We start from the raw sequence: 26399 nt of genomic DNA, 5'->3' as shown, positions 1-26399 counted from the left end.
GCGCCGGACGGCCTCCGTCCTGTGGCGGTGTGTTCGAGACAACCGCGAAGTCGGCCTGCTGAGCTCGCGCTTCCTCGTCCGACCGGGAGAGCCCGGACCGCATGAAGAGCGGCTCGCGACAGCTCCGCGCGACGGTGTACCCTGCTCGCCCGCCGATGGTCTCGCCGCACGGTGTCCCGCGCTTCCCGCCGCAAGGCCGCACTCTCCGCGATCGTGCTCGCGAGGGGACGCCGTGAGCCTGCGCGAGGCGACCGACTCCTGGACCGCCGCGCCGCGCTCGCTCGCGGAGGTCATCGAGGACAGCCTCCCGCAGATCGAGGTCCGCCTGCGCCCGCGCGCCATCGCCGCGGTCGTCGCGCGCGTCACGGCCGACCTGGGCGACGAGGAGCACCCGCGGCCGGCGCTGCTCGCCGCGCTCGCCCGGTGCGCCGACGGCGCGGCCGCCGAGGTCGACCGGCTGCGCAGCGCCGAGTCCGCGCTCGTGCTCGCCTACCAGTCGGCCGCCACCCCGGCCGAGCGGCGCGAGCTCCTTGCCCGGCAGCTCCGCGTCTGGGCGCGCGAGCGCAAGAGGGGCGGCGCCGCCTCCCTGCTCGGCTGGGCCACCGCGCGCGTCGAGCAGACCGGCGACCTCTCGGCGCTCGCCCGCAACCTCGACCTCGAGGCGGCCCAGGAGCGCTTCGCCACGGCCATCGCCGACCGCCTCGACGAGATCGAGGTCGCCTACCACGCGCTCACCCACCTCGCGCAGCACCTCGACCCGCCCGACGCGCTGCACGTCGTGCGCGACGGCGGCGTCCTCCGGCTCGCCGTCGCGCACGCCGAGCCGAGCCGCCCGGCGCCCGTCCGCCGGTCCGCCTTGCTCGCGGCCGTCGCCCTCCTGCACCGCATCCCGGCGCGCGAGCGGCTCGGCCACCTCGGGCTCGACGCCGCCCGCTCGGTGCTCGCGTGGGCGCGCGGCGTGGGCGCGTCCCGCTGGGTGCAGATCGCCGCCCTCGAGATCGGCGTCCTCCTCTTCCCCGACGAGGCGTTCTCGCTGCTCGCCGATCGCATCCGCACCCGCGACCCGGCGGACAAGGACGGCCCCATCCTCCGCCGCAACGCCCTGCGCCTCCTCGGCGCGGCCGCGCGCCCGTCCGCCCCGGTGATCCCGCTCGGCGACGCGCGCGCGGCGAGCCCGGCGCGCCGCGCCGGCGCAGCCGAGGACCCGCGCCGCTGGAACGGCGCGCAGGCCGGCCGCGGCAGCAGGCCGAGCGTCGCGCCGGAGGCCGCCGCCCCCGGGGGCGCCCTCGACGGCCCCGACAGCGCCGATGCGCCCGATGCGCCCGCGCCCGACTCGGCGCCCCGGCTCAGCGCCGAGCCCGCCGTGAGCGCGCCGCCCGCCCGCGCGGCGCACGCGAGCGCGGACCCGCTCGCGATCGTGCTCCTCGCCCGCGACGACCCGAGCGAGCACGTCCGCCAGGAGCTCGTGCGCCAGCTCCTCGCGCTCGGCGGCCCCGAGGCCCTCACGGCGCTCGCCGAGGTCGCCGAGGGCGACGGGTCGCCTCGCGTCCGCGGCTACGCCATGCGGGAGCTCTCGCGCTCCGCGACCGACCACGCGGACGCCGCCCCGTACGCCGAGCGCACCGTCCGCTTCGCCCTCGCGAAGCCCGGCCCGCCGCTCGTGTCCCGCGCGGCCCTCGAGGCCGTCCGCACGCTCTGCGCCGGGCCTTACGCCCCGCTGCCGCCGCCGACGTTCGTCGACCTGCTCGCCGAGTTCGCGAGCCGCCCGGCGATCTCGCCGGACCTCTCCGACGAGGCGGCCGCGGCGCTGCGGCTGCTCGAGGTCGAGAGCCGTCCGGTGGCCGAGGACATCCGGCAGGCGCTCGTCGCCGTCGCCTCGGAGCTCCTGGAGGGCGAGAGCGCGCCGGTCGAGATCCCGGCCGACGCCGAGCCCCGGGACATCGAGCGCGCGCTCGTGGTCGCGTCGCGCGGCGACATGACCTACACGCTCCGGCGCAGGGGCCGGGGCCGGTACGTGCTCACGCGCGGCGAGCCGCGCGGCTTCCGCCTCTGGCGGCTCCTCCACGAGATGCGCACCCCGATGCCGGACAAGCGCAAGGGGTGGATCCACTCGAGCGGCCGCCTGTTCGCGGGCGAGCTCGTCGCGCCGCCGGTCGGCATGTCGGAGGTCACGCCCACGCGCGTGCCGGGCGAGCGCCACGTCTACCCGCCCGTCGGCGGCTGGGGGCCGTTCGTCCCCCGCATCGACGACCTGCTCGCCGCCGCCAGCCTGACCCAGCGCGAGATCCGCCTCGTCACGGCGCGCGGGACGGTCACGGTGCGCGCGCCGGCCAAGCTCGCGCACCGGCTGCGCGCCCGCGCGCTGCTCACGCTGCGCTACGACCGCTACGCGCAGGCCCGCATGCGCGCGCTCGTGGCGCAGGAGCCGGCCGAGCAGAAGAAGTTCACCCTGATGACGGGCGAGCTCGGCTTCACGGTCGCGCTCGGCGACACCGGCGGCGAGGTCGACGGCCGCCCGTACGCCATCGAGCCGCACCTGCCGGGCAAGTACCTCTCCGTCGCGCTGCCCTCGGCGTTCCAGATCGGACGCGACTGGCTCGTCGGCCCGTCGGTGCCTGTCTGGATCGACAGCTTCTTCTCGTACCTCGTCTCGCCCGCGGGCAACGTCCCCACGCAGCTCGCGTGGGTCGTGTTCCTCGTCCTCGCGTACATGGTCCTGCGGGCCGCGTGGATCATGACGCAGATCGAGCGCGCGCGCCGGGGCATCCCGCTCTCGATCGGCGGCTGGGGCACGCGCGGCAAGAGCGGCTCGGAGCGGCTCAAGGCCGCGCTGTTCCACGCGCTCCGGTACGACGTCGTCGTGAAGACGACCGGCTGCGAGGCGATGTTCATCCACGCCATGCGCGACCTGCCGGCGCAGGAGATCTTCATCTATCGCCCCTACGACAAGGCGACGATCTGGGAGCAGCGGAACATCCTCGCCGCCGGGAGGAACCTCCGCGCGCAGGTGTTCCTGTGGGAGTGCATGGCGCTCCAGCCGCTCTTCGTGGACACGCTCTGCTCCGAGTGGATGCGCGACGAGATCACGACGCTGACGAACGCCTACCCGGATCACGAGGACATCCAGGGCCCCGGGGGCGAGGACGTCGCCCGGGTGATCGCGCGCTTCATGCCGACGGACGGGCTGTCGTTCACGACGGAGGAGCAGATGCTCCCGCTGCTCAAGGACCAGGCGCAGCGCAAGGGGACGAACCTCGTCGCGATCCCGCCGATCGACGCGGATCTCTTGCCTGTCGACCTCCTCGACCGGCTCCCGTACCAGGAGCACCCGCGCAACGTCGCGCTGGTGCTGGCGCTGGCGGATCACTTCGGGGTCGATCGCGAGTTTGCGCTGGTCGAGATCGCGGATCACGTGATCCTCGATCTCGGCGTCCTGAAGACGTACCCGACGGTGCAGTACCGGGGGCGGAAGCTGACGTTCTCGAACGGGATGAGCGCGAACGAGCGCGCCGGGTTCATGTCGAACTGGACGCGGCTCGCGTTCGACAAGCACGACATGGACGCCACGCCGGGCAAGGCGACGGTGATGGTGGTGAACAACCGCGCGGACCGGGTCGCGCGGTCGCGCGTGTTCGCGCAGATCGTCGTGGAGGACATCGGGGTCGATCACGTGGTGCTGATCAACTCGAACCTCGGCGGGATGATGCAGTTCATCACGGAGGGGCTCGACGCGCGGCTGCGCGAGGTGGTGATCACGGGCGACGGGGGCAAGGAGCGCGCGCTCGAGCGCTTCGACGAGCAGATGAAGAAGGTGGGCATCCCGGCGCGCGCGGGCGCGTTCGAGGACGATCTCACCCGGATGCTGCGCGCGCTGCCGACGCTCGACGAGGCGGCGGCGGCGGCGATCGTGGGCGGCCCCGAGGTGGCGGGGAAGAAGGGGGAGCCCGAGGCCATCGAGGCGGCGGTGAAGAGGGCCCTGGAGGCGCACGCGCCGCCTGCGGGCGAGGACGACATCCGCCCGGACATCGTCCACCACGCCGCGCGGCTGTCGCGGCGGCTGGCCCGGCGCGACAAGGCGCGCGCGGAGGTGGAGGCGGCGCTGTCGCGGGGCGCGGACGCCGAGGCCAACCAGGCGTTCCGGGCGGCGCTTCGCGAGCTGTCCCTCGACCGCATCGCCGTCCTGTGGAACGCCGACGCCAAGGGGGACAAGGTGATCGACTTCATCACGCGCGAGATCCCGCCGGGGTTCGACGCGCGGCTGATGGGATCGCAGAACATCAAGGGGACCGGGCTCGACTTCGTTTACCGGTGGCTCTCGATGGACCGGGTGCGGACCGCGATCGAGCGGCTGCAGAGCAACGCGTCGGCGCGGCGCGAGGTGCTGACGTTCTTCCTGTCGTACTCGGATTTCGGCCTGATCGATCTCCGCGAGGCGCTCGCGGCGGTGCGCGCGGCCAAGGAGCAGGGCGGCGCCGGGTGGGCGGAGCACGCGAACCTGATCGACGGGGCGATCCGCAGGCTCGAGGCGCTCGACAAGGAGAAGACGGCGGCGCTCGTGGTGACGGGCAAGACGGGGGTCGGGACGAAGGTGCTGCTCCGGATAGAGCAGTTCGTCGATCATATGGACTCGGTGCGCCGCACGCGGTGGGCGAAGATCGTGATGGATGACCTGTTCGCGATGCGCATCGGCCACGGCCAGGCCGCCCTGCTGCTGCGGGAGATCGTGGGGCGGCAGAAGGGCGGCTGGCTGGCGAAGGACCTCGCCAAGTGGGTCGAGAAGCGCCGGGCGTGGCTGGAGAGCCGGCGGAAGAAGCCGAAGCAGGCCGAGACCGCCGCGCCGCCGGGGGCGCCGACGACGGAGCAGGGGTGACGCGGGCGCAGGCGGGCGGGGACGGGCGGGGAGGAGAGCGCTGCTGCCGCTGGAGGGGCGGCTTGGGAAGAGGAGCCGGCAGAGCAGGCGGCGCCGGCGCGGGCAGGGGCGGGCGCCGGGAGGAGGTCGGCGGCGTGCCGCGTCGGACCTCTCCTGGGGGGAAGGGGCGGGCGCCTCGCCTCCAGCGGGCGGATGCCGTACGCTGTCCGCCATGGGACACGCTGCCAGGCGCACCGGGCTCTCGCCCGCGGAGTACCTCGCGTTCGAGCGGGCCTCCGAGCAGAAGCACGAGTACGCGAACGGCGAGATCTTCGCGATGGCGGGCTGCACCCGGGCGCACAGCCTGCTCGCCGGGAACATCCAGCGCGAGCTCGGCAATGCGCTGCTCGATCGCGCCTGCGAGGTCCACACCTCCGACCTGCGCGTCAAGATCACGTCCACGGGGCGTTACGTGTACCCCGACGCCTCCGTCGTCTGCGGCGATCCCGTGTTCGAGGATGCGGAGCTCGACACGCTCATCAATCCGAGCGTGATCGTCGAGGTGCTCTCCGATTCGTCGGAGGCCTACGATCGTGGGGACAAGTTCGCGCAGTACCGGAGCGTCCCCTCGATCCTGGAGTATGTGCTCGTCTCCCAGAAGGAGGTGCGCGTCGAGCATTTCCAGCGGCAGCCGGACGGCCGGTGGCTGCTCGCGATCCTGGGCCCCGGGCTGCACCTCGAGCTCGAGTCGGTCGGCGTCGTCATCGACGTGGATCGCCTCTACCGCAAGGTGCCGCTCGCGCCCTCCGCGGTCGACTGAGCGGCTCTCCTCGGGGCGCTCCGGGCGCGGCGCGCGTCATTGCGCTGGACGGCAGTACTCGTCCTGCGGGGTGACCGACTCCACGACGACGGTCGTGCCCTTCCTGATCACGAACTCGCTCAGGCCGACCTTCTGGCCCTCTGGGCTCCAGTCGTACGTGTAGCCGAGGCGCGTCCACGGATACCCATTCTCGCCGTAGGACGTCGCCTTCAGGGCGTTGAACCAGTCCACGTGTTCTTGCGGCGTGCCGGCCGGGAAGTCGAGATCGGCGGTCGAGTCGTCGATCTCCAGGTCCGGGGTCGGGCGGAACATCGACTCGGCCGGTGCCCAGAGCGCCACGACGCGGTCCTTGCCGTTGCCCGGTGGCAGGCCGAGCAGCTGCTCCAGCCGCAACGAGAGCTCCGTTTCTTCGAGGCCGCTCGCGCGGCAGAACGTCTGAAGCGCGGCCGCCGCCGTGGTCCAGACCTCGACGGCGAGCTCGGTCTCCTCGCCCACGAGCTCGTCATAGCCCGCGTACGACGTCCAGGTGACCATCAGCACACGATCGTCGGCGTCGCGGAGGAGCTCCGCGTTCTCGTCGTCGATCGCCGTCAACGTGTCCACGCGCTCGCTCTCCTCGGCGATCTCCGCGTCGGCGACGGCCGCCTGGTACAGCTCGACAAGGCGCGTTTCACCGCCGGCGCCGCCGCTCCCGCCGGCGCCGCCGCTCCCGCCGGCGCCGCCACTCCCGCCGGCGCCGCCGCTCCCGCCGGCGCCGCCGCTCCCGCCGGCGCCGCCGCTCCCGCCGGCGCCGCCGCTCCCGCCTGTGTCATCGCCGCCGCAAGCGACGAGCAAGGCGCACGCGCAAACCCCCACCACCATCCAATTTTTGCCCATATCTCCTCGATGACTCCCGCCTGTCCCGCCGGCTCAGCGAGAGCCGACCGGACACCAGCCATCGCAGGCTACAGCAACGAGGTGACCGGCGGGCTACAGCAACGAGCTCGCCGCACGATAGGCTCGTCCGCGCTCTCCTCGCGCATCCTCACGTGGCGTCGTGAAAGATGACACCCAACGTGTGACGATGGCCCGAGCGCACGCGGCTGACACCGTGTCGCATGTTGACCCGGTACACCCCCCGCGTGCCCTGCACGGGTCGATGACGGACGGCGAAGACCGCCGCGTCGCCCTGGCGCAGCGGCACCACCATCGGTCGAGACTGCATGCGCGGGCGCTGCTCCGTCATCACGAGCTCGCCGCCCGCGAAGTCGCGCTCGGGCTCGGAGAGAAGGATCGCGACCTGCAGCGGAAAGACGTGCTCGCCGTAGAGGTCCTGATGCAGGCAGTTGTAGTCGTCCTCGCCATACTGCAGCAGGAGCGGTGTCGGCTGGACCTGGCCTGCGGCGTGGCAGCGCTCGACGAACCGCGCGTGCTCCTCCGGATACTGGACCTCCAGGCCCATCGCCGCGCTCCAGCGGTTGGCGACGGGCACGAGGCGCGGGTAGATGCGGGTCCGCAGCGAGGCGACCAGCGCGGGCAGCGGGTGCGCGAAGTACTTGTACTCCCCGCGCCCGAAGCCGTGCCGCGCCATCACCACCCGGCTGCGAAAGAGCTCGTCGCGCGCGTACAGCGCGGCCAGGTCGCCGCACTCGGCGCGGGTGAGCAAGCCCTCGACCACCGCGCAGCCGAGCGCGTCGAGGTCCTGGGACACGCGCGCCCAGTCCACCGCCGCCACCCGCTCGTCCACGCGGCTCGCGATGGGGACGGCGTCGCAACACGCGTTCAAGCGCCCGCCTCCCGGTCGAGCAGCGCGCGCTTGCGCTCGACACCCCAGCGATAGCCCGACAGCCCGCCGTCGTTCCGCACCACACGATGGCACGGGATCGCCACCGCCAGCGCGTTGGCCGCGCAGGCCTGGGCCACGGCCCTGACCGCCCTCGGCGCGCCGATGGCGCCGACGATCTCCGCATAGCTCGAGGTCGTACCGGCGGGGATGTCCCGCAACGCCTGCCAGACGCGCTGCTGGAACGCCGTGCCGCGGACGTCGAGCGGCAGCTCGACCGAGGCGCGCGGGCTCTCCACGAGGCCCACAACCGTCGCGACGAGCTGCTCGAACCCCGCATCGGCGCCGATCAGGTCGGCCCGAGGGAACCGGCGCTCGAGATCGTGCGCCAGCGCCTCCGGGTCGTCGCCGAGCAGGATGGCGCACACGCCTTGCGCGGTGGCGGCCACCAGGATGGAGCCGAGAGAGCACTCCCCGATCGCAAACCGGATCTCCATCTGCGCCCCTCCGGCGCGGTACCTCGTGGGCGTCATGCCCAGCACCTGGTTCGACTGCTCGTAGAAGCGCCCGCCCGAGCCGTACCCGGCCGCGTAGATCGCCTCGGTCACGGTGCTGTCCTTGCCGAGCTCGGCCCTCACCCGCCGGGCGCGGTGCGCCGCCGCGTACGCCTTCGGCGTCACCCCCGTCACGGCCTTGAAGACACGATGCGTGTGGAAGACGCTCCATCCCGCGTGGCGCGCCAGCTCCTCGAGGCTCGGCACCTCCTCGCTGCTCTCGATGAGCCGGCACAGCTCGGCCACCTGGGCCGCCTGGCGCTCGGCCAGGGGGGGCTGGTCCGGCTTGCAGCGCAGGCACGGCCGGAAGCCCGCCCGCTCGGCGGCGGCCGCGGTCGGATGAAAGCCGACGTTCTCGGGCCTCGCGGGGCGGGCGCCGCACGACGGGCGGCAGTACACGCCCGTCGTCTTGACCGAGTAGAAGAACTTGCCATCGGCGCTCGCGTCGCGGGCGATCACGGCTGTCCAGCGAGGGTCGCCCTCCACCACGACGGCGAGCCCATGGGCCTTTCCCGACATGTCGTCTGCCTCCTTCCGGCGCTTCTTGCGGGTCACGAGGCGAGCTTAACCCGCGCCGAAATCGCCGCACTCCGGGTCTTGCTCTCGAATTCGCCGACGCCGGCGAGGTGTCGGAGCTCGCCCTGGCGGACCCGGCCAGCCGCCGGGCTCGCCCAGGATCTCGCGCCCGCGCGGCGTCAGCAGCGGCGCCCGACGGCCGACGCTCCTCTTGAGCGAGCACGGCGGGCCGTTGTCGGGCTGCATCGCCCGCCGTCTGCGTTTAACCTGCGAGCACCCCACGCTCGGAGGAGACGACGATGAAGACCCAGATCTGGTGGATGGCGCTCGCGATGCTCATGGCATCCGGATGTGGTAGCGACGGCGGCGAGACAGAGGGTCTGCCATGTACAGGCGCAGGATGTGCGTGCAGCGGGGCCGACTGTGAGTGCGTGGCGGGCGCCGATTGCAAGACCGATTGCGGCGCGACGGCGTGCTCGCTCGACTGTTCGGCGAACGCCAGGTGCCACGGCAGCAGCGAGGACGCGCTCACGCTTGAGTGTATCGACACGAGCGAGTGCAAGGGCAGCGGCGGAGACGGGAGCGTGATCACGTGCACGCAGGCGTCGAGCTGCGATCTGAAGGCCGGCGACGGGTCCACAGCGGCCTGCCGGGACCAGGCCGTGTGCAAGCTCAACCTGGGCTCGGGCGCCTCGATCCGCTGTGAGGGCGGGAGTACCTGCGACCTCAAGTGCGACGCGGACTGTGTCGTGACGTGCGTCGAGGCAGCGCAATGCAACGTGAGCTGCGGCGCGGACGGCACGCCCGGCGCGACGTGCCCAGACGGGCGCCTTGTCTGCGGCACGGCGTGCTGAAGAGCACGTGTTCGGTGTGGCCTTTAGCGCCCTTTCCCTGGCGCTAAAGGCCCCCTGTGGGCCCTCCGCGTCCAGGCCCCGCCCTCGCCTGCGGTGGTCAGCCCGGGCGCGCCGGCTGCCGGACCGAGTACTCGGTGCCCGAGCGGAAGGGCACCGTCATTGACGCGAAACCGTGGCGCGGATCGCGCACGTAGGCGACGTAGTCGCGGTAATCGGCCTTGAAGACGCCGACGTTGTCGGTCACCACCACGGCGCCCGGACGCAGGGCCGGGGCGACGAGCTTCAGCACGTCGAGGGCCCGCAGGGGAAACCCATCGTTGAGCATGAAGTCCACCTCGCCGAGGTCCGCCCGCAGCGTCTCCGTCGCGTCACCCACGCGGATCTCGGCGAAGGACGCGAGCCCCGCCTCCTCCAGGTTCGCCTGCGCGCGCCGCGCCTTCTCCGGCACGAGCTCGGTGCCGATGACGCGGCCGCCGCCGTTGTCGCGCACCGCCGCCGCCAGCCACAGCGTCGAGACGCCAAAGGACGTGCCGAACTCGACGATCGTCCTGGCACCGAGCGCCCGCGCCGTCAGGTAGCAGAAGGCGCCCTGGTCGCGCCCGAGCGCGAGGTACTTGTCGGTGAAGTCGAGCTCCGCGCCCGGGGTGTCGACGCGGCGGCCGAGGAGCATCCGCGGCAGCTGCGGCAGGAAGTGGAGGAGGACGCCCGGCACCTGCCGATCGGCCTCGTCGTGGAGGCGCCGCAGCACGGCGCGCACCCGCCCGTCGGGCAGGACAGCGAAGGGATCGGACTTCATGGTCGGCCTCGGGTCAAGGACACAACTTCTCGGAGCATTCGCTCACCCTTCTTACTGGCATTGCCGCTAGCGCTGAACACCGGAGAATCCCTTTCGCCCTGGGGCCCAGTAGGCGATGTTGGTGACCTGTGAACAACATAGCGACCGGTGCGGTTGACCGCATTGCGCAATCAAGACAAAATGTTTATCAAAACGGCCATGGCAGCGAAGCGGCGGGATTCGAGGGCGGCACGGGTTGCGCATCCGACGGGCTGGACGATTCGCGGAGACGTCCAGGTGGCGAACGAGCCCCGTGGCGCGGTGGCGTCGCTCGAGTCGCTCGCGAGCCGTTTCGTGCTCGAGGCGCGCGGGCGCTGGAAGACCGCGGTCGCGCGACCGGCGAACGCGGTCGGGCTCGGTATGGCGAGCGGCGGGCTCGAGAGCGAGCCTCACGCGCACCGTGAATCGCAGCTCGTGTACCTGGTGCGCGGAGAGCTGATCTGCGAAGGGTCGAGCGCTCTCTGGATCGTGCCGCCGCAATCGGCGCTGTGGATCCCCGCGTCGGTGACGCATCGGATCCGCGCGCGCGCGCCGCTCGAGGGCTACAGCGTCTTCGTCGAGCCCGGCGCGGCGCCGAACCTCCCGCCGGACTGCTGCGCGGTGTCGGTGACGCCGCTCTTCCGCGAGCTCTTGCGTCGCCTGGCGACTCGCCCCGCGCTCTACGATCTCGAAGGACCGGACGCGCGTTTGGTGAGCGTGCTCCTCGACGAGCTCGCGACGGTCTCGATCGAGAAGCATCGCCTGCCGATGCCGACCGATCCGCGGCTCCGTCGTCTGGTGGACGCGATGACCGCCGATCCGGCGAACCGCGCGACGACGAAGACGTGGGCGCAGCGAATCGGCGTCGGCGAGCGCACCTTGAACCGTCTCCTGGTCGAGGAGACGGGCTTGAGCTTCGGCCGCTGGCGCCAGCAGCTCCACATCATCCTCGCCATCCAGAAGCTCTCCCGCGGCGCGACCGTGCAAAGCGTGGCGCTGGACCTCGGCTACGAGAGCGCGAGCAGCTTCGTGACCATGTTTCGCAAAGCTCTTGGAATGTCGCCCGCGCGGTACATGGCGAGCCGCTTGGCCGCGCCAGCTTGACTTCATCGACGGAAGGGCGCCGACTGCTTGGCCGAGGCTCCGTTGAGCGACGAGGTCAGACGGTCGCTTCGGCGAGATCGCGCTCGAAGGCGGATGCGGCTTCGGCCTTCGCTTGCGCCTCCAGCCAGGCGGTTTCATTGAATGTCTTGCTCGCCATCGCGCGCTCGACGGCCTGCGTCTCTCGGAATTCCCTCGCTTCGGCGCTCAACGTCCACGTCACCTCCACAGCCATCCCCTCAATCTCCTGACGGATTTCGTGGAGCGGAGCACGGAAGAACTCCTTGCGGGGGTTCACCTTGTTCACCTGGTTCCGCACGAAGCGCTGGTGGAGCGCGCGCTCGAGCGCCGGAGCATCGACGCTTGGGATCATCGCGTGCACGTCAAACTCGAATGGCACGCTCGCATCGCCGAGCTCCCGGACACGGTCCAGAGGCTCGAGCCGCCGTGTCATACCGATCTTGTAGACGTGCTCTCCGAACGACCCGACGTTCGAGATGATGTATACGTGCCCGGTCTTGGTCTGCTGCGCCATCGAGAGGGCGCGCTGGTTCTTCTCCTCCGCCACGCGGAGCCGCTCGGAGAGCTCAAGGAGCTTCTGCTCGTACTTGGCGCGCTCGTCGTCGTTCGATTTCTCCACGTCTCGGCGAGCTTTTTCCATCGCCTTCCGGAGCGCCTCCTCCTCCTTCTCCGCGTCCTTCCTTGCTTTCTCAAATTCGCGCTGAGCTCGCTCTTCCTCGCGAATACGCTCCTTGATCTGCCGCTGCTCCTCGCGCTCCTTCAACTTCAGCTCCTGCGCGATCACCGCCCACCGGAGCTCCTCGAGCCGCGCGTCGAGGTACTCGGGCAGGATACGCGCGTCACGAAAAGCGCGTCCGTTCTGGTTCACGAGCAGGAACGAATCTCGAATTTTTTGCTGTAATGTCCCGAAATTGTCGTGCCGAACGTCAGCGAGGATCGTGTCGACCTTGCCGTTGAACGCGTCGAGCACGAAGGTGATCGCCGTGGTGCGTCGGTTCGCCTCCACGTAGTCGCATGTCGCTGCGGTACCGAGGCTGATCATGTCCCGGCACTTGCCACGAGCGGCTTTGAGGCGCTGTCCTGCCTCGGTGAATCCGAACTCCTCGGCGAGCTCGTCCAGAAGCCCCGTAGTCGGCAGCACATAGCGGTCGCCGTAGCCCTCGATCACGTTCTTCATCGCGTGTGCGGTCTGCTCGAGGCGCGTCGCTTCCCGCTGCGCGGTGAGCGCTGCGCCGGCGATCTCCTCGGCGCGTCGGTTTGCGTTGTCGACGACCCGCGCCGCATCCGCGGCGGCCTGCGCGAGCGTCGCTTGCACGGAAGCGCGCGCCGCAGCCTGGGCGGCCTGCGCCTCCGCTGCGGCCTGCCTCTTTAGGGCGTCGGCCGCGGCTTGCGCCTGCGCGTGCTCGGCGCGCGCGTCGGCGACGACGCGATCCGCTTCCCGCCGGGCGCTGGCAGCGAGCTCGGCCGCGGCTACCTGCGCGTGCGCCCGTAGCTCCGCTGCCCACACCTCGGTCTGCGTTCGCATGGCGGCCGCGGCCGCCTCGACATCGACGATCGTCTGGTAGCGGCTCAGGCGCTGAAGCTGCTCCTGCAGGCCCGCCATGCGCCGGCTGAGATCTCCATTCGTGCCGAGCGCCAGGGTGAGCTCGCCTCTCACCTGTTGGAGCGAGCCCTCCGCTTGCCGCAGCGAGTTCTCTACTTGCCGCAGCGAGCCGCTGGTCTTGTGCGCTTTGGACGCGAGGAACGCTGCAGCCGTGAGCGCAATTATGACGAAGATGATGAGAACGAGCTCCACGATGCTCCCCCTGCGGCCAGCTGGGTGCCGCGCCTCCAGAGTACTTGATCACCGCGTAGCGCGTCCCACCTCAAATTCGATGTTTGGTGCGCGCCTGCCGACGGCGCAAACATCTCTCGGCACTCATCGCCACAGGATCGCCTGACATCGCGTCCGCGCGCACTGGACCCTACGCCAGCGCACACCACATCGCGGTGGCGCTCGCTCGCGAACACCCGCAGCTCGACCGTGCGCATCAAGCGGGCACGATTCGGAGCGGCCCGATTCGCTTGATTCTCGAGCGATTTTTCTTGTTCCAGGGTCCACTTACATAGATTTTTGAGTTCAATCTCTAGATGTGGCTTTAGATTAGCCAGATTCCAGCGGAAATATTCTGGATGGAGCCTGCATGTAACTAGAATCCAGGGTCGAATATCTAGATTTTGTCGACTTTTGTCCTGTTCGTTGACTAGGATGTCTCGATGCCCCTGGTCCATGCGCCCCCCGTCGCCCTGCGCGGCTACAGCGCCGTCGAGCTGGCGCGCGCCGCCGGCGTGAGCACCGGCACGATCAAGCACTGGTTCGCGGAGGGGCTGGGGGCTGATAACGCCAAGAGGGCCGTGGTCGATGGCCCGAGCATTCGAAGTTGAGCACACAACGGCCATCTACTCAGGAATACTCCGGATGGCCGACCTTCTCGCCCTGCAGCCGAACATGGACATCCGGCTTCACATCGTCGGTCCTGAAGATCGCCGCCGGAAGGTCTTCGACGAGATTCGGCGTCCCGTCTTCTCGCTTATTGAAGGAAAATCGTTGCAGGAGCGGTGCACATTCCTCTCGTACGGGAGTGTCGAGGAGATTGGGAAGTTACCGCACCTCGGGCACGTCAACGACAGTATCCTCTCAGAGTATGAAGATGACGCGCGGTCGGAGGGGGTCTGAGATGGCCGGACGGCGGTCGATTTCGAGGGAGTAATGGGACGGACTTCACGAGGTGAGGCGCTCCGCAGCACACCCGCGAGCAGCTGGGCGAGCTAACACTGAATTTTCCGTACACCGAGGAACATGATTGCATTTCTTCATACTGCCCGCGTCCACGTCGAGACCTTCAGCCGTCTTGTTCGGAGCGTAGACGACACGATCCCGGTGCGGCACGAGGTTCAGGAGAGCCTCCTCGCGGACGCGCTGGAGGCCGGCGCGATCACGGAGGGCATCCGTTCGGCGACTGCCACGGTCGTTCAGGCGCTCGCGAGCGACGGCGCGAAGGTCGTCGTGTGCACCTGCTCGACCCTCGGCGGCGTGGCGGAGGCGGTCCCCGTCTCGGACTGTGTCGTGATGCGGATCGATCGCCCCATGGCAGAGCAAGCCGTCGCGAGCGGCCGCCGGATCCTCGTGCTGGCCGCGCTCCGGAGCACATTCCAGCCCACCGTGGCGTTGCTGCGCCAGACAGCCTCTGACGCGAGTCGCTCGATCGATGTCGCCGAAGTCCTGTGCGGGCGAGCATGGCGGCTCTTCGAGGCGGGTGACTATCCTGGCTATGCTGGCGAGATCGCCAGGACCATCGAGGCGACAGCGCTCCCGGGCGATCTCGTGCTGCTGGCTCAGGCGTCGATGGCCCCCGCAGCCGAGCTGGTCCGCCACCTCGAAATCCCTGTCCTGAGCAGCTCGCAATCAGGAGTGGACGCCGCCGTGTCGCGGTATAGATCGAGAACACAACACGATGCCGTCTAGCTCCATGTGGACCCGCGCCGAGCTCTCGCTCTGAAACGGCGGTAGGGGTGGGTCCTACGCGGGATCGTCGAAGTCGGTGATCTTCGCGAGGTCCTGGCGCAGCTGGAGATCTCGCTCCACGAGGAGGCGGTCTAGCTCCTCGTCGGAAGCGTGCGCCAACCTTCGATGGCGCTCCGCGACCCGGCTGTCGATCGCGCGGACCATGCGCACCGCGAGCCACGCCGCCGCGATCGACGCCACGTCGGACGCGATGAACGCAACCCTGGACCGGATGAACTCCGCCACGGTCAGATCCGGCATGACAGAGGCCAGCCACCCGAAGCCGCGGCTCGTGACATAGAGCCCCCACCACGCGCCGAGCGCGGCATGGTGCACCGCGCCCGCCCGCGGGGCGTGCGCCATCTCGACGCGCCGATAACCCCCCGCGCCGTCCAGGAGAGGGCGCGGCGCGGGCTCGGGCACGCCCGCCGTAGCGAGTCCGTCGTGGAGATCACGCAGCACCCTGTACGGCTGCACAAGGTTCACGACGGGAATGAAGAATACCAGAACCGACTCGGCCGGGGTCCAGTGAAAACCCCGCACGGGATCCAGCACGAAAGCCAACGCGACCGCCCTCGCGAGCCAGCACAGGAACAACGCACCCGCGAGGAGCCCGAGCCCCAGCTCGAGCAAACCCCCGGCTTCACGGAACGCACTGGCAAGCTGCCACGTCGACGCCGAGACCTCCGTCCAGCCGAGCAGCACAATGTGCCAGGCCCCGACCAGCGCCGTGAACGCCGCCACCGCCCCCATCGCGACCAGCCCGGCAATCGCCGCCCGAGCGCGCCGGCGCACGACGCGGACGTCGCGGCTCCACGCCTCCCGAGCTTCGGCCCAGCCCCTCACAACGACCGAGGTTATCAGGATAACGCGCCGCATCGCAAGCGACGTGGCAGAGGAACACTCGTGGGAAACGTGCGCCTCGAGGCGCTCGCTCTGCCCCTCAACGGGGCAACCGCCGGGCGGCGCCCCGTCAGCTCGCCATCGTGCGGCAACGGCGGCACGGACGGATCAAGCGCCTGTGGAGCGCTCGGTAGCGGCGGTGCCACGAGCCGTAGCAGCGGTGCAGCGAGCGGCGGGGAGGCCTCCGGCGGCGCGAACCCCACGAGCGAGGGAGAAGGAATTCCAACGTTCAGGGAACGTCATGCCCCAACTGTGCGACCTGCCCCCCGGGCTGACAGAACACACTTTTTCTGTGCGATCCGACTGCCCCCTGGGAAAGCGACGCTATATCAGTAGTTTATCCATACATCTAAGGCGACGCCTTCACTTCACACCCTGCGGGGTTTAACCTGGCTTTACAAACTCGGCCCGGTGCAGGGATAATCGCCCGGTGCGACCGGAGACCGTCTTCGCGGGATGCTACGTCCTCGAGCGCCGCGCCGGCGCTGGCGGGATGGGTGAGGTGTGGAAGGCGCTCGATCGAACGACGGGCGAGGCCGTGGCGATCAAGGTCCTGCCCGGCGATGATCCCGACGGTGCCGCCCGGTTCACGCGTGAGGCGCGGGTCCTTGCGAGTCTCTCGCATCCAGACGTGGTGCGGTACGTGGCGCACGGAGCGAGCGCCGATGGCGCTCCGTACCTGGTTATGGAGTGGCTCGACGGTGAGGATCTCGAGGCACGCCTCGCGCGCGGTCCGCTCGGCATTCACGAGAGCGTGGCCCTCGTCCTCCGCGTCGCGGAGGTGCTTGCGTACGCACACGCGCAGGGGGTGATCCACCGCGACCTGAAGCCGAGCAACCTGTTCTTGCCAGGTGGGCGCCTGGAGGCGGTGAAGCTGCTCGACTTCGGTATTGCGCGGCTCGGGCACGCGACGCGGATGACTCGCTCGGGGATGCTGATCGGCACGCCGGGGTACATGGCGCCCGAGCAGGTGCGCGGCGAGGCGAGCATCGATGCGCGCGCGGACGTGTTCTCCCTTGGCTGTGTGCTCTTCGAGTGCCTGACGGGCGAGCCTGTATTCGGCGGTCAGCACGCCGCGGCAATCCTCACGAAGGTGCTCTTCGAGGGCGCTCGGACGGCGCGGAGCGTCCGGCCCGAGGTGCCGGAGCGGCTCGACGAGTTCTTGCGAAGGATGCTGTCCAAGGAACGAGTAGAGCGGCCGAGCGATGGCCAGGCAGCGGTGACGGCGCTGCGTGCGCTCGAGGCGTTGCCCGCGACGCAGTCTGGACTAGCGATCCAGGCCCCGTCGTTGACAGGCGGCGAGCAGCGCGCGGTGGCGGTGATCCTGGTGAGCTCGGGTGCGAATGGCGAGATGAAACAGTCCGATGGTGGTTCGACCCTGGCGATGGCCCCTGACGACGCGACGATATTGCGCCAGGCCGAGCTGCACGGCGGCATGAGCGAGCGCCTGGTCGACGGATCGGTGGTGGTGCTGCTGGAGGGGGCGGGCATGGCGACCGATCTCTGCGCGCGGGCGGCGCGGTGCGCGCTCTCGCTGCGGGCGCGTGCCGGAGGGCGCCGCGTGGCGCTGGCCATGGGACGCGGTGAGCGCGGTGCGCGGTCCTTTGGGCCGGCGATCGACCGGGTGGCGCGGCTACTGGATACTGCGACGTGCGATGCTGCGCCGGAGGGCGCCGTGGTGATCGACGAGGTGGTCGCGGGGCTCCTGGACGCGCGCTTCGACGTGCGCGAAGAAGACGGGGGCTTCGCGTTGCGTGGCGAGCGGGCGCTCGCCGAGGGCGCGCGGTTGCTCCTCGGCAAGGCCACACCGTGCGTGGGCCGCGAGCGCGAGCTTGGCGCGCTGCGGGCGCTGTTCACCGAGACGGTGGACGAGGGCACGGCGCAGGTGGCGCTGGTCGTGGCGCCGCCGGGCGTGGGCAAGTCGCGTCTGGCGCACGAGCTCGTGCAGGAGCTCAGGGGGCGCGGCGAGGCGGTGTCGATCTGGACGGCGCGCGGCGACGCGCTACGGGCGGGGTCGCCCCTGGGCATGCTGGGGCAGGCATTGCGGAGCGCATGCGGGATCCGCGAGGGTGAGCCGCTGGAGGTCCGGCGCGAGAGGCTATCGGCGCAGGTGGCCACGTGGATCGCGCCGAGCGAGCGGCGGCGCGTCGCGGAGTTTCTGGGCGAAGTCGTGGGCGCGCCCTTTCCGGTCGAGGACAGCGTGCTGCTCCAGGCCGCGCGGATCGATGCGCGGCTCCGTGTCTGGGCCGACGCATGTGTTCCACGGCGGCGAACCTGATCGAGGACATCCTGCCCGAGGTGGCGCACCGTCCGTGGGTGTTGACGTTTCCGTTTCCGTGGCGGCGCAGGCTCGCCCAGGACGGGGCGTTGTTCGGCGTGCTGACCCGCCTCTTCGTCGAGAGCGTGGAGCGGTTCTACGAAAAACGCGCCGCGCGCCGAGGCGCGTGCGGCGCGGTCAAGAGCGGCGCGGTGACCGCCGTGCAACGCACGTCCGGCGACATGCGGCTCAATCCGCATCTGCACGTGGTCTTCCTCGACGGGGCTTATCACGAAGACGGCACCGAGCTCGTGTGGAACGAACTCGGTCATCTTCCAACTCGCGCGGTCGGTCAGGTCCTAGAGCACGCCGTCGGGCGGATGCTCCGAACCCTTCGGCGGCACGGGCATCTCGAGATCCAGCACGACGTCGAGGAGGACGGCGAGCCCGAGGCAGCGCTCTGCGCCTCCGCCGTCTCCGGACGAGAGCCGCGCCACACGTCGTCGCCCCGCAATGGCTCCGCGGGCTGTCGCCGTCTTCTCCGAGCGCGCTCGCGTACGACAAGCCGCTGTGCGCTGCGCTCGATGGCTTCACCTTGCACGCAGCGACGCGCGCCGGTGCGCACCATGCCGCGGCAAGGGAGGCGCTGCTGCGTTACGTGCTGCGACCCCCGATCGCAAAGGAGCGCGTCGAGCCGCAGCAGGACGGCCTGGTGCGGCTGTCGCGGAGGCGCGCCTTCGCTGACGGGACTGTCGCGGTGGACATGGATCCGCTCTCGCTCCTGTGCCGCCTCACGGCCAGCGTCCCGCCGCCGCGCTTTCACACCGTCAAGTACGCTGGCGTGCTCGCCTCGGCAAGTCGCCCACGTTGGCGCGCAAGCGCATCGGACCGCGCCCTGCGAAGCCAGAAGAGCCTACGAAGGCGGACGAAGACGCCGCTTCGAAACGCAAGCGTGGCGGCTATCGGGCGGTCGACAAACCGCGCCGAGCTCTTGCGCCGCACATTTGCGATCGACGTCATCGAGTGCCCAGCTTGCAAGGGGCGGATGAAGCTCGTCGCCATGGTGACCGAGCCAAGGAACATCGCCCGCTTCCTCTCCGCGCTCGGCGAGCCGACCGATGTTCCAGCACGCTCTCCCAGCTTCCACGCGGCGGCCGCCGTACTGGAAGAGCACCGTTCTGCGCCGCAAGGCGCCCGGTGACGCCGCATAGCGTCTCGCGACGCGCCTCCCGGGCCAGACCAACGCCCGGCCGGACACGTGTGCCCACGGCACGCCGATGCGCCCCTAGCGCGCTCGGCGCCGCCCGGACCACGCTCTTTCGACCCAGGACCGAGCCATCACGACGCTCGCGGTCCCACCCTTTCGGTTTGCTGCGCTACACTTCTTCGCGCTGCGATCCGGCTTCTTTTACCTACGCGCCCTGAGGGGTCGCGGCGGCCGGCGAGGGCCGTTTACGCGTCGCAGGAGTGAGCGTCGTCAAGCCCTGACGGGTCGCGGCGGCCGGCGAGGGCCGCTCACCGGCGCGTGGCCGAGCCGGCGGCCTGCGACCGGCCCTGCACCCGCGCCTGAAGGCAGGTGTAGCGAGAGCCGGGGTGCTGCTTCTCCCTGGTGTACGTCAACGGCTCCTGTACCTGCGCGACGGGGCGCCCGTCGACCTGCACGCGCAGCGAGAACACGTCGCCCGGGGCGAGCGCCTGCTCGTCCTCCACCACCGTGCGCACGTCGAGCGCCCAGCGCGCCTGCTCCTTCCACGCGAGGAACGCGCCCGCGGAGAGCTGCCCCGAGCGCGCGAGCGCGACGCGATCCCCCGGGCGAAGCGCGGTGAGCGAGAGCTGCGCGGCGGCGCATCGGGCGGCGTGACAAGCCTCGATCGTGAGGGCGCGTCCCTCCATCTCTTCCGCCGGGAGCGAGAGCGCCGCGGTGGCGCCTGGCAGGCAGCGATCTCCGGTGAGCTCCGTCTTCCTCGGCTTCGACGGGAACCCGCGGAGCAGGACCGCGGGCGAGCTTGCGAGCACGACCGCCTCCTCGTGATGGATCTCCCCACGGAACGAGAAGAACGCGTCCCGATCCATCGTCACGAGCCGCGAGGCGGGGACGCCGCGCCGCTCGAGGTCTCCCCGGACAGCGGCCACCCGGCTCGCCGCCAGGCGCGCGGCCGCGTCCTCGGAGGGAGACTCGCCGCACGGAGTCGTCCCGTGGACGACGACCTTGCCGTCAGGATACTCGGCGAGCAGCCGCGCCAGGCTCTCCAGCGGCGCGGGGCGCGTGAGCTTGCACGAGCCCCGCGCGAAGGGGATGGTCGCCTGGACCGGCGTACTCTCGACGGGATAAACGACATAGTTCGGCGGCGCGAGCCCCTTCGCGACCGCATCGAGGCAGCCCTCCAGCGTCGCGGGCTTCCAGCCCGGGACAGGCACGCGCGACGCGCAGCAGATGCGGCCCTCGTCGCCCATGACCCAGCCCGCACCGGCGGGATCGCCGCCCGGCGTCGGACAGTGGAGCAGCCCGGATTCGCCGGCGCCGGCGGGCGCAGGGGCAGCGCTCGCCTCGTCCGCCGGGCTCGCTGGCCTGTCGCCCCCCGCCGAGCCGCGCCCGGACGCCTCGGCGCGCGGCGCGGCGCCCGAGGGCGGTAGCCCCGCCTTCGGCGCGGAGGGCTGCGGGCTCCCGCACGCCCCCACGGCGAGGAGCGCGGCGAGCCCGAACGCCCCGGCGATGCGCGCTCGGCATGGGTTCCACGATGGCTTCTGGATCAAGCGCTCTCCGCCTCTCACGAACCACGTAACTTGATGCCGGGCCGATGTCGCCACGAGCTCCCGCAGCCCGAGCGTGCGACGCGACGAGGCGCCACGGTCCCCCGGGGCCCGGCGCCTCCGGTCAAAGGAACGGCACGTCGCCCCGCACCTGCGCGCGCAGGCACGGGCCGCCCGAAGCGGTGAAGTTCTTCTCCTGGGTATACTTCAGCGGCTCCTCGACGTGCAGGACGACGCGCCCGTCGACCTGCACGCGCAGAGAGAACCAGTCGCCCGAGGCGAGCTTCGCCTTGTCCGCCATCGCGGTGCCCACCTCGAGGACCGCGCCGTCCGGCTGGTTCCAGGCGAGCTGCGCGCCCGCGGAGAGCCCGCCTTTCAGGGCGAGCGCGACCGTGTCGCCCTCGCGAAGGGTGTCGAGCGCGAGCTCTGCGCCGGCGCATCGGGCGGCGTGACACGCCTCGATGGCGAGGCGACTCCCCTGGAGCTCGGCCGTCGGGAGGAGGAGCTTCGCAACGGCCCCCGGTATGCATTGGGAATGCGGCGGCGTCGAGCGCGGGGCGATGTTGCCGCGCGGCCCGTAGAGCAAGACCGACGACGTATCGAGCTCGGTGAGCACCTCGTTATGCCGGAGATCGTCCCGCTGGCGCAAGAAATCGGCTCGGTCCTGGTTCACGAGCTGCGAGTCCTCGACACCGTGCTGCGTGAGCTCGTTTCGAACGGCGGCGACCCGGTCCGCCGCGAGCCGCGCGGCCGCGGCCTCGGAGCGGGCCTCGCCACAGCGCGTCGTCCCGTGGAGGTAGAGCTGCAGGCCTGGCTTGGCCGTGAGCCTCTGCGCGAGGCCGGTCAAAGGACCCCCCAGCTTGGCCGAGCCGCGGTCGAACGCGACGCGGTCAAGGAGGGGCTCCAGATCCAGAGAGCGATCGGGGACCAACACCGGCGCGAGCGCGGGCGCCGCCGACCGGAGACACTCGTTGTAGTCGAACGGCACGAAGCCCGGTGCGGGTGACCGCGGCAGGCAGCAGAGGCGCCCACCGCTGGCCATCTTCCGCTCGCCCGCCCTGCTATGATCGCTGTCCTGCGCCGGGCAGCGCAGGACGTCGGGCTCGGCTTCGTCGCTCCCCGCCGACTCTGGCCCCGCCGGCCCGCGACCGGGCTGGCCCGCGGGCGCCGGGCCGCCCGGAGGGAGCAGCCCTGGCTTTGGCGTGGGGGACTGCGGGCTCGAGCAGGCCTCCACGATGAGGAGCGCGGGGAAGAGCAACGCTCCCGCGGCTCGCTTTCGAACCCTGCTCCACGACGGCGACCGGTCCAACATCAACCCTCCTCGTGAGCGACATACATCGATCGCCTGCTGGAGTCATCCGCAATGGAACACGATGTCAGACGAATACGGTCCAGCCGGGCGGGGGGTAATGTTTGCCTGGATTCCCCGGAGCGTACAGCGTCGATTCGAACGTGACTTGAGGCAAATGGGCCCGGTCACCAGGGTGCAGATACACTTCGCCACCAGAGTCCCCGCACTCATAGATGACGACGTCGTACGCCGGATGGTCGATGCGCCCCTCGCGGAAGCTCCAGCCGACGTCCGATGGCACGGTATAGTGTCGGGTGGCAGTGACGCCGCGCGTCGCCTGCAGGGCTGTCAGGACGCATTCGGCCGAGGGCAGGCTGGTCACGATGACCGACCTGGAGATACCAGCCTTCTCGTGCCCGGTCACCATGATGTAAACTGCCATGTAACCAACCAGACCGAGGACGCCAAGCGCAACGATTGCGACGTTTCGTTATTTGATCTTCACTGCTTTCGACATCATGTCTGCATCCTCGTTTCGTCACGAGGTCACGCGCAAGCCGCGCTCGCATGCGCACACGGCGCCGAAGCTGCCCGTATCGTATCCGATCACCACCTGAGGCGGCCCAACTATCCGTCGATCGGCCGATCGAGGCCGCCGGACCAGGTCTGTCTGGATCGTCGCCCTGTGACCTCCCCAGGTAAGTCTAGCGGATAGGCTCTGTGCCACAAGGGCCCAGCGCTGTCCGCCGCCATGGGGTAGATCCATCGAACGCCTTGCCAATCTGCTGCGGGGCGGGCTGCCGCGCGAAGCGCGGTTGCCCGAACCGTCAGCCGCATTGGCATGTTCGGCGCCCGGTCAGGAAGAACGAATCACGCGACCGCCACCGCAGCTTGCGTTCTCCCGTCGTCATTTTGAAGGGCCGCGCGTCCTTCGTCGGCGCGCGGGCTGCCGCCCCGATGCCGCCCCGAGGCGCTTCTGAATCGCAGCCTGCGTTTGGCGGGGCAGCGTCGCGAGGTACTCCTCCGACAACGCACGAAGCATCGCGTCCGGCAACGCGAGCACCGCCTGCGCCTCGGTGAGCCCTGCGAGGCGCTGCTCGGGCGCGAGCCCCGCGAGGCGCTGCTCGGGCGCGTACGCCTGCAGCACCTGCTCGGGCGCGAGCCCCGCGAGGCGCTGCTCGGGCGGCAGCCGCGCAACGAGGCGTGCCAGCGCCTGCTCGAAGCTCTCGACGACCCGCTTTTCGTCCTTCATGTGCCGCTTCCTCTGCCCCGGGAGGGGGTGTCGAACCTGCTCGACATGCTCCAGGAGCGCCCAGAACACCGCGACCTCCGCCGGGGAGAGCGCCGGGATGCCGCCGGGGTCGGCGACCATCCCAGGGGTCACAGTGTACAGCAGATGCTCGCCCTCGCGAGCGTTGGCGGCCACCGTCTCCACCACCCGCAGCGGGAAGACCCCGAGCCGCCCCTCCTGCGTGCCCGGCCCGGTCGGTGTGAGCGTGCAGCCCAGCGACCTCAGCGCCTCGGTGAAGCGCGGGGTCAGGCGGGGCGCGAGCACGCGGAGGGCGACCGCGCCGGGATCGTCGATCTCGGCAACCACGAGGTACTGGAGCGCGTACGCGAGGAGCATGCGCGCGTCATCGCGCTCGAGCTCGTCGGTCGGCCCCTTGAAGTGCACCAGCGTGTGCTCGGCCAGCTCGCCCACCAAGCTCGTGAGCAGGCGCGGCCTGGGTGGGGCTCCGCGACGGCTGCGACGGAGGATGACGATGTCGACGCGGAGCGGCTCGCGGGCGAGCTGGAACTCCGAGATGCACTGGTACCAGCCCTCGGGGAGCACGTGCTCCAGGAGCGCGACGAGCACCGGGTGCCAGGCGGTGTAGACGCGAACACGCCGCTGTCGCTGCGAGGAGCGAACCTCGCGCGTCGTCGCCATGCGGTTGCCCTTCGCCATCAGGAGCAGCGCTACCACGACCGTCGCCGGCCGGCGACCTCGTGGCGCGGCGCGGTGACATCGGCCACGACGTACTTTGCCCCGCGGCGTTCCCGCCCCGCATCGGACGTCGGGCGACAACAACCGTCGGCTACGCTCTCCGGCGCCGAACGCCTCCGGTTCAGCGGCGGGCGCAGCCCGTCCGCTGCAACCGGGAATTGGGCGGCGCTGCTGGTCGATCGCAACGGGCGTCGGGGGCCAACGTGCGGCCATGACGACTCAGCGACGTTCATCGTCCCACTTATCGATCGTGTCACTGACAAAGTCCGCGAACGCTCGACCTTCAGATCCGTCGCACAAGACTAGACGCACCGAGCCCGCGGGCGGGTCGCTGCTCGTTCGAGGAAGTTCGATGACCTCGTATCGCGTTATATGATGTTTGGGCAATCGCTTGGCAATCTGTGCCTGTTCCTGGAAGAACGTTCGGAGCCGCGCATCTCTGATGGTATTCGGATCTGGAATATGCTTTCTCGATGGTGGCTCCAGCACCGTGTGTACGCGTGGAACGATCTTGCGCGCAAGGTTGTCAAGATCGATTGCGCCGTCACTCAGAGGCACCAGGGGAGGAACAAGGAGGATGGCTACAGCCAATTCAGTGAACAAAGGGAATAGACGTGGGTTCGTTGCGCGCAGCTGGGCGAGCGCTGCCTCGACAGCTCTCTTGAAATTCGCGCCCTCGCCACGCCTCTGAGGCAGGGGTGCAAGATCGAGAGAAATGCTTGGAGAGAACAGGAACTGCTTCTGGATGTCGCTGAGATCCACGGGAGCCAGACGAACGCCGCCGAATTCAAGCTCCTCAACAGGTAACGAGAGCGCGCCGCTCAGGAGATCTAGCAAAATGGAGTGCAACAAGCGCTCCGTGCCTGCAAGCCGTCCCTGCTGAACACGAGTAAGTTGAAACCGTCGATGGGCATGAAACGTTTGCTCCCCATATCGCGAAACAATGTGCTCGCGATCTCGCTCCCAGTGCCGAAGGTCTTCAAGATTCTCGTCCATCCTGTCATCTTCCCGCCACGAACTCCGATCACTCTCGCGACGAATGTTCCGCGCGAGACGAATGTCCTCACGGAACGCCGACATACGAGTGGCACGAACAAAGATGGATGGAGCGGTCACCATTTTTAGACTGTAGCGAACCGACAGGTATCGAACTTGACGATCGTCGATGAGCAGCTTTCCGCACCCGGTCGATGCCCTGTATGCAAGATCGATATAGTTCTTCGCGACCGTGTGGATCTCAGGCGGATTGTCGGCGGTCGCGTCGAGATCAAGCTCAAGCATCACGGGGGCGCGAAACCCCTTCCTGTTTCCGAGTGCGTCAGAGAGTGACTGCTGAAAGGCACGCTCCTCAGCCTCTGTGATCGTGTTCTTACTTCTGGGCTCTACCTGGGCATGCGCTCGTACACGCACGCGCTCTCTACGCCACCGCTGGGCACGTTGCCCTTCGGGAGTGTCGAGCCAGTTGTCTCTGAGGTTGAACATACCTGGCATCGTGGATCTTAGAATACGCCGTGTGAGCGAAATTCAGCCTTCACTGCCGCACCCAGGGCTCTCATCTTCGCAAGGTCGATAAGATCAGTCTCGACATCTGCCAGGTGAACGACCTTTGCCGCTACCGAACGAAGGACATCTCCAGGCATTGCGACAGTTTGATCCAGATCGGCGGCCAGTTGAACGTCGCCAATCGTACGCTCAGCGACGACAGCGGGTAGAATTCGCATCAGAATTCTGAAACCATCCGAGCTCATTAGAGTTCCATCGAATCGCGGCCCCCTGATGTCAGCAGTATCCTGGTACAGAGTTGCCCATGCACCGATGGTTGCAGGAAACCCCTTGTCTCCGATTTTGGAGATGGCCGTGCGCTCATCTGCAAGGAATCCCTCCCGTCTTGCGAGACGCCAGCCTACGTATGCCTCACTGGCAAGCCGCATCCCTACCTGGGCGTCGTCGTCTTCGGGCCAAGAGGAAGTCGAGATTCCTGCTCGGCGATAGTGCTCTGCGTGTGCGCCCTCGTGCACGATCGTCGAGTCCGGAGCGCCGAATCGAACTGCAAGAGTCCCGAGTCGTGGGAAAAATGCCCCGTCTGTGTCATCAGGTACACTCTGAAAGTCGATGGGCATATCGTTCGGTAGAGACGCTCCGCGCAGGACACCTCGTACGCGAAGCCGCTCCTGTTCCATCCGCGCCAATTCCGCGGCAGCCTTCTTTTGTTCCGAGGCGGCGGCACGCTCTGCGCGGCGGTGCTCCTTCACGTTGTGCGCCTGATGCCTGGCCGCGAGTTTCTTGGCCCGATAGTTGTGAGGCTTTTTGCTCATTCCGTCACCTCTCCGTCGCGACCCATCTTCTCGGTCGTCCTTGACTGGCATGGCGCCTCG

Annotated in this window: 21 protein-coding genes and 2 pseudogenes; 11 read left to right on the top strand and 12 right to left on the bottom strand. The window is 69.6% G+C overall.

Annotated elements, in window-relative coordinates; translation table 11 throughout:
- The first annotated feature begins 232 nt into the window (after positions 1 to 232).
- A complete protein-coding gene (locus tag WME75_RS38710; protein WP_437481619.1) occupies positions 233 to 4870 on the top strand; it encodes a capsule biosynthesis protein CapB in 4638 nt (1545 codons plus the stop codon).
- A 211-nt stretch (positions 4871 to 5081) separates the two neighbouring features.
- Complete coding sequence (locus WME75_RS38705; protein ID WP_437481618.1) at positions 5082 to 5669, top strand: Uma2 family endonuclease; 588 nt, start codon at positions 5082 to 5084, stop codon at positions 5667 to 5669.
- Between the two features lie 36 nt (positions 5670 to 5705).
- Here WME75_RS38705 and WME75_RS38700 read toward each other — a convergent pair whose 3' ends face one another.
- From WME75_RS38700 to ada, 3 genes are all read right to left on the bottom strand, one after another.
- Complete coding sequence (locus WME75_RS38700) at positions 5706 to 6545, bottom strand: hypothetical protein (protein ID WP_437481617.1); 840 nt, start codon at positions 6543 to 6545, stop codon at positions 5706 to 5708.
- A 148-nt stretch (positions 6546 to 6693) separates the two neighbouring features.
- Positions 6694 to 7434, bottom strand: coding sequence for a 2OG-Fe(II) oxygenase (locus tag WME75_RS38695; RefSeq protein WP_437481616.1), 741 nt, complete (start codon positions 7432 to 7434; stop codon positions 6694 to 6696).
- Positions 7431 to 8504 (bottom strand): bifunctional DNA-binding transcriptional regulator/O6-methylguanine-DNA methyltransferase Ada, encoded by a 1074-nt coding sequence (gene ada / locus WME75_RS38690; RefSeq protein WP_437495013.1) that lies wholly within the window; start codon positions 8502 to 8504, stop codon positions 7431 to 7433. The genes WME75_RS38695 and ada overlap by 4 nt, the downstream gene beginning before the upstream one ends.
- A gap of 296 nt (positions 8505 to 8800) precedes the next feature.
- Here ada and WME75_RS38685 point away from each other — a divergent pair, with 296 nt between their 5' ends.
- Positions 8801 to 9355, top strand: coding sequence for a hypothetical protein (locus WME75_RS38685; RefSeq protein ID WP_437481615.1), 555 nt, complete (start codon positions 8801 to 8803; stop codon positions 9353 to 9355).
- Positions 9356 to 9452: 97 nt separating this feature from the next.
- Here WME75_RS38685 and WME75_RS38680 read toward each other — a convergent pair whose 3' ends face one another.
- Positions 9453 to 10151 carry an O-methyltransferase gene (locus WME75_RS38680; RefSeq protein WP_437481614.1) on the bottom strand — a complete coding sequence of 233 codons (699 nt, stop codon included), beginning with the start codon at positions 10149 to 10151 and terminating at the stop codon, positions 9453 to 9455.
- A gap of 276 nt (positions 10152 to 10427) precedes the next feature.
- On the opposite strand from WME75_RS38680, the gene WME75_RS38675 reads away from it, so the two are divergent.
- A complete protein-coding gene (locus tag WME75_RS38675) occupies positions 10428 to 11273 on the top strand; it encodes an AraC family transcriptional regulator (RefSeq protein ID WP_437481613.1) in 846 nt (281 codons plus the stop codon).
- A gap of 55 nt (positions 11274 to 11328) precedes the next feature.
- Here WME75_RS38675 and WME75_RS38670 read toward each other — a convergent pair whose 3' ends face one another.
- Entirely contained in the window at positions 11329 to 13086 is a 1758-nt protein-coding gene (locus tag WME75_RS38670) for a DUF4041 domain-containing protein (RefSeq protein ID WP_437481612.1), read from the bottom strand.
- A gap of 461 nt (positions 13087 to 13547) precedes the next feature.
- Between WME75_RS38670 and WME75_RS38665 the strand changes: the two genes are divergently transcribed.
- The 3 genes from WME75_RS38665 (at position 13548) to WME75_RS38655 (ending at position 14796) form a co-directional block, all read left to right on the top strand.
- Positions 13548 to 13715 carry a hypothetical protein gene (locus WME75_RS38665; RefSeq protein WP_437481611.1) on the top strand — a complete coding sequence of 56 codons (168 nt, stop codon included), beginning with the start codon at positions 13548 to 13550 and terminating at the stop codon, positions 13713 to 13715.
- Between the two features lie 34 nt (positions 13716 to 13749).
- Complete coding sequence (locus WME75_RS38660) at positions 13750 to 14007, top strand: hypothetical protein (protein WP_437481610.1); 258 nt, start codon at positions 13750 to 13752, stop codon at positions 14005 to 14007.
- A gap of 204 nt (positions 14008 to 14211) precedes the next feature.
- Positions 14212 to 14796 (top strand): hypothetical protein, encoded by a 585-nt coding sequence (locus WME75_RS38655; protein WP_437481609.1) that lies wholly within the window; start codon positions 14212 to 14214, stop codon positions 14794 to 14796.
- Positions 14797 to 14850: 54 nt separating this feature from the next.
- Here WME75_RS38655 and WME75_RS38650 read toward each other — a convergent pair whose 3' ends face one another.
- Complete coding sequence (locus WME75_RS38650) at positions 14851 to 15714, bottom strand: DUF4328 domain-containing protein (RefSeq protein WP_437481608.1); 864 nt, start codon at positions 15712 to 15714, stop codon at positions 14851 to 14853.
- A 454-nt stretch (positions 15715 to 16168) separates the two neighbouring features.
- Between WME75_RS38650 and WME75_RS38645 the strand changes: the two genes are divergently transcribed.
- The 4 genes and pseudogenes from WME75_RS38645 (at position 16169) to WME75_RS38630 (ending at position 19196) form a co-directional block, all read left to right on the top strand.
- Positions 16169 to 18016 (top strand): protein kinase domain-containing protein, encoded by a 1848-nt coding sequence (locus WME75_RS38645; RefSeq protein WP_437481607.1) that lies wholly within the window; start codon positions 16169 to 16171, stop codon positions 18014 to 18016.
- Positions 17992 to 18366: pseudogene (locus tag WME75_RS38640) on the top strand (transposase); the annotation flags it as partial. The gene WME75_RS38645 and the pseudogene WME75_RS38640, both read left to right, overlap by 25 nt.
- Positions 18309 to 18839: pseudogene (locus WME75_RS38635) on the top strand (transposase); the annotation flags it as partial. The pseudogenes WME75_RS38640 and WME75_RS38635, both read left to right, overlap by 58 nt.
- 147 nt (positions 18840 to 18986) lie before the next feature.
- The gene (locus tag WME75_RS38630; RefSeq protein WP_437495100.1) at positions 18987 to 19196 is read left to right on the top strand and encodes a hypothetical protein; all 210 of its coding nucleotides are present in this window, start codon (positions 18987 to 18989) and stop codon (positions 19194 to 19196) included.
- 314 nt (positions 19197 to 19510) lie between these two features.
- On the opposite strand, the gene WME75_RS38625 is transcribed toward WME75_RS38630, so the two are convergent.
- The 6 genes from WME75_RS38625 to WME75_RS38600 form a co-directional block, all read right to left on the bottom strand.
- Complete coding sequence (locus WME75_RS38625) at positions 19511 to 20749, bottom strand: OmpA family protein (RefSeq protein WP_437481606.1); 1239 nt, start codon at positions 20747 to 20749, stop codon at positions 19511 to 19513.
- Between the two features lie 121 nt (positions 20750 to 20870).
- Positions 20871 to 22058 (bottom strand): hypothetical protein, encoded by a 1188-nt coding sequence (locus WME75_RS38620; protein WP_437481605.1) that lies wholly within the window; start codon positions 22056 to 22058, stop codon positions 20871 to 20873.
- Between the two features lie 64 nt (positions 22059 to 22122).
- Entirely contained in the window at positions 22123 to 22479 is a 357-nt protein-coding gene (locus WME75_RS38615; protein WP_437481604.1) for a hypothetical protein, read from the bottom strand.
- A gap of 465 nt (positions 22480 to 22944) precedes the next feature.
- Positions 22945 to 23985 carry a hypothetical protein gene (locus tag WME75_RS38610; RefSeq protein WP_437481603.1) on the bottom strand — a complete coding sequence of 347 codons (1041 nt, stop codon included), beginning with the start codon at positions 23983 to 23985 and terminating at the stop codon, positions 22945 to 22947.
- Positions 23986 to 24243: 258 nt separating this feature from the next.
- Positions 24244 to 25308 (bottom strand): hypothetical protein, encoded by a 1065-nt coding sequence (locus WME75_RS38605; RefSeq protein ID WP_437481602.1) that lies wholly within the window; start codon positions 25306 to 25308, stop codon positions 24244 to 24246.
- A gap of 215 nt (positions 25309 to 25523) precedes the next feature.
- Positions 25524 to 26339, bottom strand: coding sequence for a hypothetical protein (locus WME75_RS38600; protein ID WP_437481601.1), 816 nt, complete (start codon positions 26337 to 26339; stop codon positions 25524 to 25526).
- Positions 26340 to 26399 lie beyond the last annotated feature (60 nt).

The sequence above is a fragment of the Sorangium sp. So ce1014 genome (assembly GCF_051521505.1).
Lineage (GTDB): Bacteria > Myxococcota_A > Polyangia > Polyangiales > Polyangiaceae > Sorangium.
This window is presented reverse-complemented; position numbering and strand designations above follow the sequence as displayed.

Bases quoted from the DNA above. Each gene is read 5' to 3' on its own strand.
- WME75_RS38615 (WP_437481604.1), bottom strand. From the start codon at position 22,479: ATGGCAGTTTACATCATGGTGACCGGGCACGAGAAGGCTGGTATCTCC.
- ada (WP_437495013.1), bottom strand. From the start codon at position 8,504: ATGTCGGGAAAGGCCCATGGGCTCGCCGTCGTGGTGGAGGGCGACCCT.
- WME75_RS38665 (WP_437481611.1), top strand. From the start codon at position 13,548: ATGCCCCTGGTCCATGCGCCCCCCGTCGCCCTGCGCGGCTACAGCGCC.
- WME75_RS38660 (WP_437481610.1), top strand. From the start codon at position 13,750: ATGGCCGACCTTCTCGCCCTGCAGCCGAACATGGACATCCGGCTTCAC.
- WME75_RS38650 (WP_437481608.1), bottom strand. From the start codon at position 15,714: ATGCGGCGCGTTATCCTGATAACCTCGGTCGTTGTGAGGGGCTGGGCC.
- WME75_RS38685 (WP_437481615.1), top strand. From the start codon at position 8,801: ATGAAGACCCAGATCTGGTGGATGGCGCTCGCGATGCTCATGGCATCC.
- WME75_RS38700 (WP_437481617.1), bottom strand. From the start codon at position 6,545: ATGGGCAAAAATTGGATGGTGGTGGGGGTTTGCGCGTGCGCCTTGCTC.
- WME75_RS38705 (WP_437481618.1), top strand. From the start codon at position 5,082: ATGGGACACGCTGCCAGGCGCACCGGGCTCTCGCCCGCGGAGTACCTC.
- WME75_RS38680 (WP_437481614.1), bottom strand. From the start codon at position 10,151: ATGAAGTCCGATCCCTTCGCTGTCCTGCCCGACGGGCGGGTGCGCGCC.
- WME75_RS38620 (WP_437481605.1), bottom strand. From the start codon at position 22,058: ATGTTGGACCGGTCGCCGTCGTGGAGCAGGGTTCGAAAGCGAGCCGCG.
- WME75_RS38600 (WP_437481601.1), bottom strand. From the start codon at position 26,339: ATGAGCAAAAAGCCTCACAACTATCGGGCCAAGAAACTCGCGGCCAGG.
- WME75_RS38610 (WP_437481603.1), bottom strand. From the start codon at position 23,985: ATGGCGAAGGGCAACCGCATGGCGACGACGCGCGAGGTTCGCTCCTCG.